Source organism: Pseudomonas sp. BE134 (assembly GCF_031456105.1).
In the GTDB taxonomy this organism is placed as follows: Bacteria; Pseudomonadota; Gammaproteobacteria; order Pseudomonadales; family Pseudomonadaceae; genus Aquipseudomonas.
In genome coordinates, this window is record NZ_JAVDUA010000002.1 from 235,586 (window position 1) to 248,183 (window position 12,598).

9 protein-coding genes and 1 pseudogene are annotated in these 12,598 nt (G+C 60.9%); 8 read left to right on the forward strand and 2 right to left on the reverse strand.

Annotation, left to right across the window (positions count from 1 at the left end):
- From J2Y56_RS03175 to J2Y56_RS03210, 8 genes and pseudogenes are all read left to right on the forward strand, one after another.
- Positions 1-1,023 carry a hypothetical protein gene (locus J2Y56_RS03175; protein ID WP_310348604.1) on the forward strand — a complete coding sequence of 341 codons (1,023 nt, stop codon included), beginning with the start codon at positions 1-3 and terminating at the stop codon, positions 1,021-1,023.
- Between the two features lie 11 nt (positions 1,024-1,034).
- Positions 1,035-3,014, forward strand: a complete 1,980-nt coding sequence (locus tag J2Y56_RS03180; protein ID WP_405046839.1) for a vWA domain-containing protein — start codon at positions 1,035-1,037, stop codon at positions 3,012-3,014.
- A gap of 85 nt (positions 3,015-3,099) precedes the next feature.
- Positions 3,100-3,726 (forward strand): annotated as a pseudogene (locus J2Y56_RS03185) (ABC transporter ATP-binding protein); the annotation flags it as partial.
- Complete coding sequence (locus tag J2Y56_RS03190; protein ID WP_007942351.1) at positions 3,710-4,933, forward strand: ABC transporter permease; 1,224 nt, start codon at positions 3,710-3,712, stop codon at positions 4,931-4,933. The pseudogene J2Y56_RS03185 and the gene J2Y56_RS03190, both read left to right, overlap by 17 nt.
- The gene (locus J2Y56_RS03195; RefSeq protein WP_007942350.1) at positions 4,923-6,467 is read left to right on the forward strand and encodes an SUMF1/EgtB/PvdO family nonheme iron enzyme; all 1,545 of its coding nucleotides are present in this window, start codon (positions 4,923-4,925) and stop codon (positions 6,465-6,467) included. The genes J2Y56_RS03190 and J2Y56_RS03195 overlap by 11 nt, the downstream gene beginning before the upstream one ends.
- A 47-nt stretch (positions 6,468-6,514) precedes the next feature.
- Complete coding sequence (locus J2Y56_RS03200) at positions 6,515-7,246, forward strand: hypothetical protein (RefSeq protein ID WP_310348609.1); 732 nt, start codon at positions 6,515-6,517, stop codon at positions 7,244-7,246.
- A 4-nt stretch (positions 7,247-7,250) separates the two neighbouring features.
- A complete protein-coding gene (locus J2Y56_RS03205) occupies positions 7,251-7,757 on the forward strand; it encodes a hypothetical protein (RefSeq protein ID WP_033048626.1) in 507 nt (168 codons plus the stop codon).
- A gap of 57 nt (positions 7,758-7,814) precedes the next feature.
- A complete protein-coding gene (locus J2Y56_RS03210; RefSeq protein WP_310348613.1) occupies positions 7,815-9,326 on the forward strand; it encodes a VWA domain-containing protein in 1,512 nt (503 codons plus the stop codon).
- A 58-nt stretch (positions 9,327-9,384) separates the two neighbouring features.
- On the opposite strand, the gene J2Y56_RS03215 is transcribed toward J2Y56_RS03210, so the two are convergent.
- Together J2Y56_RS03215 and J2Y56_RS03220 are read right to left on the reverse strand one after the other, a co-directional pair.
- On the reverse strand, positions 9,385-11,361 hold the full coding sequence (locus J2Y56_RS03215) for a methyl-accepting chemotaxis protein (protein ID WP_310348615.1): 1,977 nt from the start codon (positions 11,359-11,361) through the stop codon (positions 9,385-9,387).
- 186 nt (positions 11,362-11,547) lie between these two features.
- Entirely contained in the window at positions 11,548-12,468 is a 921-nt protein-coding gene (locus J2Y56_RS03220; RefSeq protein ID WP_310333383.1) for a LysR substrate-binding domain-containing protein, read from the reverse strand.
- Between the last annotated feature and the right edge of the window lie 130 nt (positions 12,469-12,598).

The window sequence follows — 12,598 nt, forward strand, 5'->3', positions numbered from 1 at the left end:
ATGCCCATTCGTGTCGACCTGCTCGCGTTAGAGCCCAATTTGCCTGGCCAGGCCCGCCTCACTGTGAAGAAATGGCAGGGTGGCGAGGAACAGCTGGAGTTTTCCCTTCAGCGTAACCAGGACGGTTTTTACCTCCAGGACCACAAGGCCTGGAGCAACAATCCATTCTGGTTCAAGGTCTCGCGTTTCAACGTGACGGCCAACGGCGAAGCCCTGGAAACGCAGGTCGGTCCGGAGGTGGTCGACCCGCTGCTGGAAGGCGGCGCCAACGCGCAATTCCAGATCGAACTGCGTGAACAGAACCACGGTCATGCCGACAAAGGCGTGGTTCGCCCTGGCGTTGGCGTGCTGCCGTCCATGGCCGGCGGCCAGACGCGCTCGACCTACGGCGGCACTGAACTGACAGCGCCGAGCGTACCGGCGCCGGACATCCCGGAAATTCCGGACATGCCTGAACTGGTCCTGTCCACCGCCGAGCCAGAACTGGAGTTGGAGTCGGTGCTCACCGAGACCGACTACACGCCGCCTCCCCCGCCAGTGAAGAAAAGCAACAAAGGCCTGATCGGCCTGTTGATTGTGGTGTTGTTGCTGGCAGCGGGCGCCGGATTCTGGTTCTACAAACGCACCCCGGCCCCTGCGGTTGCAGCCACTTCCGCCGCACCCGCGGGCGCCGATGCTCAAGCCTGTACCCTCGACAGCATGAACAGCCTGCCCGAGTTGACCTTCGTCCAGACCTGCATCAAGGCGGCACCCGACAGCGCCAGGTTGCTGGAGATCATCAACCAGGCCAAGGCCAGTAAACACTGTGGCGTCGCCCAACGTCTGTACGCCAACCGTGCCCAGGCCGGTGACGCGCTGATCGCCAACGCCTATGCCCGTGAATACGACCCTAAATACCTGAAGGCCAGCGAGTGCTTCCCGGCCGCGGACAACGCCACCGCCGCCTACTGGTATGAAACCATCCTTCTTCAGGACCCGAACAACGCCGAAGCCAAGCAGCGCTTCGAGGAGTTGCAGAAGTGATGCGTTCCCCCATGAGTCGATTCCTGCTGAGCGGTGCGGCCTTGCTCGCGCTGTGCATCAGCCCGCTGTCCCAGGCCGATGACAAACCGCTGATCCAGGCTGGTAAAAAGACCCTGTTCCAACGCGTGCTGACCACCCCGGGCTGCAAAATCAGCCCGACGGCGGGTGGTGCCGAAGGTGACGCACAACCGGTCTTCAGCCGCTTCTATGTGTACGAACGTGCGCAAGCGAAGAACGCCGAATGGCTGAAAGTCGGCCCCGACAGTTATGGCAAAACCATTGGCTGGCTGCCGGCCAGCTGCACCACCGACTGGAAGATGCAGCTGACGCTGGCGTTCACCAACCCGGCCAACCGCGACCGGCTGTTGTTCTTCAAGGACCGCGCCACCGTCGAAGGCATCCTTGATGCGCCGGACCCGGTCAGCAAAGTCGCGCCGCTGCGGGCCACGCTGAAAAAGGGCCAGCAAGCACCGGGCGTACTGGCTGAAGAACCTGAATACTTCGTCGACCTGCAAAAGCAGTTCTACCTGCTGCCGGTGCTCAGTGGCGAAGAAGTCATGACCGAAAGCGGTTTCCGCACGCGCCTGCTCAACGTCGCCTCCGTCAGCAAGCCGGATGACAAGAACGCCAAGGCCGGTGCTGGAAGCAGCGCTGCCGGCAGCAAGGAAGCCGAAGAGAAAAAGGCCAACCAGCTGAAGGAATTCAGTGCGGCCGTGGTGTTTGTCATCGACTCGACGATCTCGATGGACCCCTACATCGACCGCACCCGCGAGGCGATCCGCAAGGTTTACCAGAAGATCGAAGCGCAGAATCTCGGCAAGCAGGTCAAATTCGGCCTGGTGGCTTTCCGCTCCAACACCCAGGCGGTGCCGGGGCTGGAATACACCACCAAGATGTACGCCGACCCTACCAAGGTGAAAGACAGCGCCGACTTTTTCGCCAAAATCGCCGACCTCAAGCAGGCTACCGTGTCGAGCAGCAGCTTCGATGAAGACTCGTTTGCCGGCGTCATGGAGAGCATCGACAAGGTCGACTGGAACCAGTTCGGCGCACGCTACGTGGTGCTGATCACGGATGCTGGCGCCATCGAAGGCGACGACAAGCTGTCGAAGACCGGTTTGAGCGCCGCACAGGTGCGTATGGAAGCCGCCAACCCGGGTGTGGCGATTTACACCCTGCACCTGAAAACCCCGGCCGGCGCCAAGGACCACGCCAAGGCCGAGGCCCAATACCAGAACCTGTCGACCTACCCGGGCACCAACACCTCGCTGTACTACCCGGTGAACGCTGGCGATGTGCAAGAGTTCGGGCGCAAGGTTGACGCCTTGGCCGGGGCGATCACGACACAAGTGAAAGCCGCCTACATGGGCGAAGACGCCATCGGCAGCGCGGCGAACGCCAAACAGGACCCGGCCGAGAAGAAAATGCTCGAAGACGCGGCGCTGATCGGCCACGCCATGCAACTCGCCTATCTCGGCGAGAAGACCAACAGCAAGGCCCCGCCGGTGTTCAAGGCATGGATCACTGACCGCGACCTGATCAAGCAGAACATCCCGACCACCGACGTGCGGGTGCTGCTGACCAAATCCCAGCTCAGCGACTTGAGCGACGTGATGAAGCAGATTCTCGATGCCGCCAACGAAGGCCTGATTTCGCCAACGGAAATGTTCGATCGCCTGCGTTCCGTGGCGGCGACCATGGGCGCCGATCCCAATCAGCTCAAGCAGAACAGCAACGCCAAACTGGCGGACATGGGCGTCCTCGGCGAGTACCTCGAAGACCTGCCTTATCACAGTGAAGTGCTGAACCTGGATGAAGAGACCTGGAAGAGCTGGGACGGTCTGGCGCAAGAGAAATTCATCCGCACGCTGAACACCAAACTGCGGCATTACCAGCGTTACAACGCCGATGTCGACCGTTGGGTAGCGTTGGCCAAAGACAGTGATGCGCGGGATAACGTCTACCCCGTACCACTGGAAATGATGCCTTAACGAGACGCCCATGCTTGATATCAAGAACCTGCTGGTGCGCCGTGGTGAAGGCGCACAGGCTCATCACGTGCGATTGCCGCACTTGCAGGTTGGCGCCGGGGAAATCCTCGCCATCACCGGCGAAAGCGGCAGTGGCAAAAGCACGTTGCTCGAAGCCATCGGCCTGTTGCTCGCGCCGGTGGAACTCGAGCGCTTTCGGCTGGGCGCGGCGCACGCTCAGGATATCGCCCATCTGTTGGCGACTGACGACCAGCCTGCTCTGGCAGCGGTGCGTTCACGGCATTTGGGATTCATTTTGCAGAGCGGCGGCTTGCTGCCATTCCTGAGCGTGCGGGACAACATCAGCCTGCCGCGCCGCTTGCTCGGGATGCCGGCGAAGAGCGAGCACATCGACCACGCCGTTGACGTGTTGCGCCTGCAAGGATTGCTGGATAAACAACCACAGGCCTTGTCGATCGGTGAACGCCAGCGCGTGGCCTGCGTTCGGGCAATTGCCCATGAACCGTTGCTGCTGTTGGCCGACGAGCCGACCGCCGCGCTCGACCCTCACAGTGCCCGGCGTTTGTTCGAGTTGCTGCTGAGCCTGGTGTCGAGCATGGGCCTGAGTGCACTCGTTGTGTCCCATGACTGGGCCTTGCTGAAGGATTTCGGTTTGCCGCGACTCGGCGCTATCAGCCGCCAGGGAGAGACTCTGTTTGAACCGATGGACTGATCGCTTGCACCTGCTGGGATCACTGGCGCTGCAAGACCTCTGGCACGACCGCAAGGTCTCGCTGTGCATCGCCGCGTCCCTGGTGGCGGTGATTGCGCCGTTGTTGTTGCTGTTCGGGCTCAAACACGGGGTGGTCAGCCAGCTGCAGGACGAACTGCTGCGCGACCCGCGCAACCTTGAAGTGAAGATGCTCAGCAACGGCAACTACGACACAGCCTGGATCGAGCGTTTGCGCCAGCGCCCCGAGACCGGTTTTGCCCTCGGCCAAACCCGCTCGCTCAATACCCAGGCTGATCTGCTGATCGGCATGCAACGGTTTGTCGAAGGCGCGGAAATCATCGCCACCGAGCCGGGCGACCCACTACTGAACCTGGCGTCACTCAACCCCGTCGGCAATCAAGTGATCCTCAGCGCCAGCGCAGCACAACGCTTGCAGGCCAAGGCTGGCGACAGCGTGCAACTGCGTGCCATGCGTCGCCTGGACGGTGTCAATGAACGCGGCGAGATGACGCTGACGGTACTGGCCGTGCTCGACGCTGCCCGCTTCGGTCGTGCGGCCGGGTTTGTCGCCCCGCCGCTGCTGCTGGATCTGGAGCGCTTTCGCGACGGTTATCAGGTCAGTGGGTTCGGCGTTGACACCGGCAAGCCTCAGGGTAATCTGCAACCGTTGTATGCCCGCGCCCGCGTCTATGCGCGCGACATTGATCAGGTCGCACCGCTGGAACACTGGCTCAACGAACAACATATCGAAACCTCCAGCCGACTGGCCGACATCGACAACGTCAAAGCCATCAACCATGTGCTGGGGCTGATCTTCGGTGTAATCGCCATGGCGGCGTTGATCGGCTGCGTGGCGTCGATGGTCGGCGCGTTCCTGGCCAACATCGACCGTAAACGCAAAAGCCTGGCGGTCCTGCGCCTGCTGGGTTTCAAACGCCGGGCCGTTGGCGGTTTCGTGGTCCTGCAAGCGCTGGTGCTGAGCCTTGCCGGCTACATTGGTGGGTTGGGGTTTTATGCGGTGGGCAGCCATTTGTTCGACTACCTGCTCGGCAGCAGCCAGACCACCGGCACCTTCGTTTGCCACATCACCGCCTGGCACGGCGTTGCCGCCCTGCTCCTGACCTTCCTGGTCGCTGCATTGGTGGCCGCGATCGGCGCCCTGCGAGCGATCAACATCCAACCTGCGGAGAGTCTGCGTGAGCTATAAACGTTTTGGCTTGCTGTTGCCCCTGAGCCTCGGCTACGTGCTCGACGCCTCGGCGGCGGGCTGGGAAGAGAAGTATTACAACCCGATGCCAGACGCCGCCGACGTGGTGCTGCCGATGCCCTGCGAAGGCTCGATGGTGTTTCGCAAGGTGTTCATTCCGGTCGCCGGTCCGCTGGATGACTACCCGATCAACATCGGTCAGGACGGCGCGGAATACGGCTACGTCGAACAGACCCGTCCAACCTTTATCGCCGGCAGCTTTACCGGGGCCAAGAACGACAAATCCCGCTACTACCTGATGGCCAAGTACGAGATGAGTCAGTTGCAATACGCCGCGCTGACCGAAGCCACCTGCCCCACCGCCGCCACCAAGATGCGCTTGCCGCAAACGGCGGTGAGCTGGGTGCAAGCCATCGACGTCGCCGACAAATACAACCTGTGGCTGCGCAAAAACGCCGCCGGCAAGCTGCCCAAGGAAGACGGCGCGCAAGGCTTCCTGCGCCTGCCGACCGAGGTCGAATGGGAGTTCGCCGCGCGCGGTGGGCTGGAAGTCGGTGCCGCTGAATTCCGCGACACGCACTACCCGATGCCGGAAGGCATCAACGCCTATGAGTGGTTCGCCGGGGCGCAATCGTCCAATGGCAAAGTGCAATTGTCCGGTTTGCAAAAGCCCAATCCGCTGGGCCTGCATGACATGCTCGGGAACGTCGACGAAATGATGTTCGAGCCGTTTCGCCTGAACAAACTCGACCGCCAGCACGGTCAGGCCGGTGGCTACGTCGTCCGTGGCGGCAACTACCTGACCGCGCAGGCCGACCTGCATACGGCATTGCGTAAGGAAGAGCCGTATTACAATGCCGAAGGCCAGGTAAAAAACAAAACCACCGGCCTGCGACTGGTGCTGGTCTCCCCGACCCTTACCTCTCGCGAGCGGGTCGCCAGCATCGAAGACAGCTGGAAGAAACTCGGTACCGGCAGCAAGGAAGCGGAATCCGCCGACAAAGGCACGGTTCAATCCCTGAACAGCCTGGCCTCGGGTGTCGAAGACAAAGCGCTCAAGGATAAGCTCAAGGCCTTGGAAAACCAGCTGCGCGCCAGCAACCAGCAGCAGGAAGAAACCCGCGACCAAGCAATCCGTGCCAGCCTCAACCTCGGTGCATTCCTGTGCACCAAGATGCTCGACGATGGCCAGTACGTGGACTTCCTGCAAAAGAACTACAAGCTCAATTGCGAAGCCGCGGACAAAGACGCCAGTTGCGACATGCGTAAAGGCAAGCTCGAAGAGCAAAAGGATCGCCTGCACAAACTCAGCCGTTACTACGCCAGCAGCCTGGTGGAATCGGCTACCTTGTACGGCCAGCCACTGCTTGAAACGCAAGTCCCGGTGATGGAAGAAATCATCAGCCGCAACAAACAGCTGCAAGATCTGAAACCTTACTTGCGCACCCACTGGGCCAATCAGAAGGCGTTCCTGCAAAAGCAGAAAATCGACACTGAAGCCTGGCTGACCAGCTGCAAAACCGTCACTCAATAACTCACCTTAATAACAACGCGTCAACACCGTTACGTAGGAGTTTCACCATGTCGCGCAGCCTTTGGACTCGCTTCAAGCTACAGATCGCTTTCGTAGTCGCCGGCAGCCTGCTAATGACCGGTTGCGCCAACACCGGCAGCTCCATGCTCGGCGAAGGCGACGGTGCCGACCCGCGCCTGACCCAGGGCAATGACGCAGAGTTCTTCAGCAAATCCGGATACCAGGCCTGCGCCGTCGGCGCCGGTGTCGGCATCCTCGCTTGCGCGCTGTCCAACAGCAGCAACAAAACCGTGTGCGTCATCGCCGCCGGTATTACCGCGTGTGGCGTGGCCATGGGCGCGAACTATTACCTGGATCAACGTCGTGCCGAATACGCCGACACCACCACCCGTCTGGCGAAGATGAACAGCGACGTCGAACAAGACACGCAGAAGGTGATCGCCCGTACCGAGACCGCTCAACAAGTGATCAAAGATGACCAGGCGCAAATCGCCCAGATCAAAAAGGACATCGCCAACAAAAAAGTCAACAAGAGCCAGGCACAGGCGCAAATCGCCGGGATCGATTCGGACATCGCGCGCCTGCGTAAAGACCTGGCCAACATGCGTACCAAAGTCACCGAGTACAGCAAAGTGGCAGACGCCGAGCGCTCACAAGGCACCAGCGCCGAGATCAGGCAGGTGGACATGAACATTCAGAGGATGAACCAGAAAGTCGTCAGCCTGCAGAAGGAAGTCGATGCTCTGTACAGCCAACGTTCCGCAATCACACTGGGTTAAGCACATGACGCTACAAAAACTGGTGGTCATCACTGCCGTCCTGACCTTGAGCGGTTGCGCAACCAACCCGGGCGAGTGCGATGCGACCAATCGCGACAGCAGCATGCTGACCAAGATGAACTGCGACTACTCCGGTGGTTACAGCGAACAGGTCAAGCAGAAGGAGCTGGCCCTAAGCGAGTCCCGGCAGCAAAACGCAATGTTCCATCAGGTGTACGAGAACATTCAGGCCCAGCAGCTCAGCACCAAGACCGATCTGGCCAGCCAGCAGAAATCCCAGGCGGCGCTGAATCAGTCGCTGGCGCAACTGCTGACCTCGCTCAAGGCCCGGCGCGGCAATGAAGCCCAGGTGCAGAAGCAGATCGCCGACCTCGAGAAGCAGCTCAAGGCTTCCCAAGCGGCGCCAACGACCAAATCAACGCCCGCGACGCTGGCGGCCAAGCAGCAAGAGCTGAAGGCGTTGCAGAAGAAGGTCAATCAGCTGCAATTCAGCCTCGGCTACGAAGAGTAACTTTTCACCCCGCAGGGCATCCCGACGGATGCCTGCACTTTTTCAGGAATCGTCGTCATGCAGCGGGTCATCAGGGATGCGCAAGCCACATCGGAGGGGATGAGTGCGCTGCAAGCCAAAGTCGCCCTCATCCAGAAACACTTTCCGCCGACCGTCGCCAGTCTGTTTGCTATCCCGCGGATGGGCAGCGGCGACGTGCTGGAATGGTGGACCGAACTGGGCGGCCAACCCACGCCCTATGCCGACCTCAACGAGGACGCGCAGCGACGCTTGCTGGAAACCTATGAAGTGCGTCAGACGTCCCTCGGACAGTTGGCGGATGAACTGCAAAAACGCGGTCAACCGACGGAAGCGGATGACCTGCGCAGCCTGCTCGGCGCGCCTGAGCTGGACAAACTCTACAGCCTCAACGGTGAGCCGTTGGTGGTGCGCTGGAACCTGCGTCCGCCCAAACCGATCGTGCCGCCAGTGGTTCCGGTGGTGCCGGTCGTACCACCTTCGCGCCGTGGCTGGTGGATCGCGGCAGCCTTGCTCGCGCTGCTGTTGCTGCTTCTGGCACTCTGGCTCTGGTGGTTCCTGCACCGTGAGCCCGTGGTCGTGGCTCCACCTGTAGCGCCTGTGGCACCGGTGGTAGCGCCAGTTGAGAAACCGGTTGAGAAACCGGTCGAGCCTGTCCCCGAGCCTGTCGTGGAACCGGAACCGGAACCGGAACCGAAACCTGTTCCGGCACCAGAACCCATACCAGAACCGGTACCGGAGCCCAAGCCGGTACCGCCGCCAAAACCGGCACCGGAACCCAAGCCGGTCCCGCCACCAAAACCGGTTCCACCGCCAAAACCGGTAGTGGCTGCCCCACCTCCACCTCCAGCCCCGCCACCAGCCCCGACGCTGGACAACTTCGCATGCCGTAAAAATGCGCCGGCCGCGGAGGTCCCGCAATTCGTGGTGGTGCTCGACACCTCGGGTTCGATGAACTTGAACATCAGGTCAGTGAAAGCCGACGAGGACTGGTTCTACGGTGGTGGTGACCTCAACAAGCTCCTGGACCCGAATCGCTACATGCGTCTCACCGCCAAACCCAGCCGCATGGACGTCGCCAAGGACTCGCTGGCCGGCATGATCAACGGGCTGGACCCGAAGATCGACACACGTCTGATCACCTTCGCCGGCTGCGAAAGAACACCGGACCGGGGTGTGTTCAAGTTCGGCGACCGCCCGCGACTGATCAACGGGATTCGAGGTCTGGCTCCCGACGACGGCACACCGCTGGCCGACAGCCTGGCCCACGCGGCGAGTACCGTCGACGGGCGCAATAACGATGCGGTTATCGTGATGTTTGTCGACGGAGAAGACGGCTGCGGGCAGGACGTTTGCGCAGTATCTCGTCGAATCGCCAGACAACAACCCCGCCTGCGCGTCAACGTGGTGAAAATCGGTGTTGGCGGCACGTCACGCTGCATCGCTGAAAACACCGGCGGCCGGGTTTACAACAGCACCAATGCGGCTGAACTGGGCAGCCTGTTGAAACAGGCGAGCAAGGAAGTATCCAGCAGTGCCAAGTGCGATTAGCTTGGGGACTGATCCGCAATTGAGGTGAGCCCATCGCGATAGCTATTTCAAAGGCGCCTCAACGAAACCGGTCAACCTCATGCCGCAAGCCCGCCGCCAGGCTTTCCAGCTCCTTGGCAGTCACGGCCAGGTTCGACACCACTTCACGCTGCTCACTGTTCGCCAGTGCAATACTTTGCAGGTTGCTGCTGAGCAACGTCGCCGTACTGCTTTGCTCTTGGGTCGCGGTGGTGATCGCCGCAAATTGCTGACCGGCGGAACGGCTCTGCTCGTCAATCCGCGCCAGGGCCGAGGCCACATTGGCGTTACGCGCCAACCCTTCCTGCATCAGCACATTGCCCTGTTCCATGGTGCTGATGGCGTTGCCGGTTTCTTGCTGGATGCTGCTGATCATTCCGGAAATTTCGTCAGTGGCCTGACGAGTACGCGACGCCAGGTTACGCACTTCATCGGCCACCACCGCAAAACCACGGCCCTGCTCACCAGCACGGGCCGCTTCGATGGCGGCGTTCAGTGCCAGCAGGTTGGTCTGCTCGGCAATCGATGTAATCACCCCGACGATACCGCCGATTTCCTGGGAACGCTGGCCCAGGGTATTGATCACGGTCGCGGTGCTGTTCAGCGCGCCAGCAATTTGCTCAAGCGACGACGACGCTTCGTCCATCGAGGTACGACCGATCCGGGTTTGTTGTGCGTTTTCCTGAGCCAGGCGCTCGGTGTTGCCCATGTTGTCGGCGATGTTCAGGGACGTGGCGCTGAACTCCTCCACGGCGCCGGCCATGCTGGTGATTTCGCCGGACTGCTGTTCCATTCCTTCGTAAGCGCCACCGGACAGACCCGACAATGCCTTGGCACGACTGTTGACCTCGACCGAGGCTTTTCGGATGTGCTCGACCATGGTCGACAGGGCCTGGCTCATCTGATTGAAAGCGCGGGCCAGTTGACCGATCTCATCGTTGCTCGCCACGTTCAGGCGCACGCTCAAATCACCGGCGCCCAAGGCTTCGGCCTGACGTACCAGATCACCCAGCGGCGCGAGTTTGCTGCGCAGTAACCAGACCGCCGAACCGACCGCGATCAACATCGCCAGCAAACTGCCGATGGCCAATTGAATGCCGACACTCCAGGTCACCGCACGGATTTCAGCTTTTGGCATGCTCGCCACGACCGACCATGGACCGCCATCGAACGGAACGGCCACGCTGAAGAAATCTTCGGCTTTGTCGCTCCAGAAATCGCCTTTGCCCGGCGCTTTCGCCAGACCGGCAATCGCCGGAGTCGCTTGATCCAGTGCTTGCACACCCGCAGGTGGTACCAGCCATTTGCTTTGTTCATCCAGCAACGCCAGCGAACCGGTCTGGCCGATGCGGAAGCGTTTGAGGTTGGCGAACTGAGCGTTCTGCGCATCGGTGTAATCGAATCCTACGAACAGCACGGCAATCACCTTGCCGCCGCCATCGCGTACGGGTGTGTACTGCGTCATGTAGGAACGGTCAAAGAGCAAGGCGCGACCGACGTAGCTCTGCCCCGCCATCAAGCGTGCATAAGCCGGGTTAGCATGATCGAGCAGCGTGCCGATGGCGCGGTTGCCGTCCTGTTTGGTCACGGAGGTGCTGACCCGGATAAAGTCTTCGCCGCTGCGCACGAACAACGTCGCCACGCCAGCGGTCATCTGCTTGAACCCGTCCACTTCCTCGAAGTTGTTGTTCAACACGTCGCTGCCCAGATGCAAGCCCGGTGTTTGCACACCCGCCACCGTCACCGGTTCCTCCGGGTGCAGGCTCAACCCGGTACTGAAACGCTTCTCGAACAGACCGCTCAGACGCTGGGTGCTTTCACGCAAGGTGCCGTGAAAGGTGCTCAACTGATCGGCCAGAAGCCGGGCTTCACTGGCCAGATGCTCTTCGCGGGTGGCGAGGTTGGCGGTGTCCAGCGAGCGCAGGGCGAACACGGTACTGCCAGTGATGACAATTGCCAGAATAACGGCAAGCGCAAGTCCAAGCTGTGAGGCGATCCGGGCACGGGGTTGAGACATGACAGCTCCTGGCCGAACGGCCTGACCCGGTTTGATCGGCTCAACGCTCAGCAAATGTTCTAGTAATGGGCAAAAACGGCGAACCCGTACGAAGGTTCCACTTGCAGATTTTCGGCGGTTGAACCGAATACTTGAGTAATTAACCGGGATATAGCTCAAGGCCTCTATTGCTTGAGCTCTATCGATTCAGCGCAGGTGCTCCACCGCCGGTAGATCCATGGCCCAAACCTCTCCCAACAGGAAATCGCTGAGCCGGCGCAAACGTTCACCTCCGGGGCGGGTTTTCGGCCAGACCAAGTAGTAATTCTCACCGCTGGCGACCGCCGTCGGCCACGGCAAACTCAGACGCCCCTGCGCCACATCCTCCGCCACCATCAACAAATCGCCCATGGACACGCCATAGCCTCGGGCGGCGGCGATCATGCCCAGCTCCAGGGTGTCGAACACCTGACCACCCTTGAGCGAAACCTGATCGGTCAGGCCCATGCGTTCCAGCCAGCTGCGCCAGTCACGTCGATCGGGCGTTGGGTGCAAGAGTTCGGTGCTGGCCAGGCGCGCGACGTCCCACGGCTGATCGTTCAGCAGATTCGGCGCGCCCACGGGAATCAGCTCTTCCGGAAACAACAAAGTGGCCTCCCAGTCCGGCGGGAAATGCCCGGTGCCGAGGATCACCGCGCAATCGAACGGCTCCTGATTGAAGTCCACCGAGTCGATGTCCATCCAGGCGCTGGTCAGCTGCACTTCATTGCCCGCTTGCAGGTGCCGGAAGCGGCTCAGCCGCGCCAGCAACCAGCGCATGGTCAGGGTCGACGGGGCTTTCATGCGCAGGGTGTCGTCTTCGGCGCGCAAGGTATTGCAGGCGCGCTCCAGGGCAGTGAAGCCGTCACGAATGCCCGGCAGGATCAACCGTGCCGACTCGGTCAGTTGCAAGTTGCGCCCGCTGCGGTGAAACAACCGGCAGGCAAAATGCTCTTCGAGCGTACGGATGTGGCGACTGACCGCGCTCTGGGTGATCGACAGCTCCTCGGCTGCGCGGGTAAACGAGCTGTGCCGCGCTGCCGCTTCAAATGCACGCAAGGCATATAAGGGAGGAAGACGACGAGACATGAGGAAAGCTCCTATAGCGCAATCCGGCTACCGTAGCAGAAACTCTTCAGCATGAGTCTTACTCATGCGACCCATCCTTTTTATCCCTTTGTGCAAACCCCGTGAAGCGCCGAGAATCGACGCTTTCCTG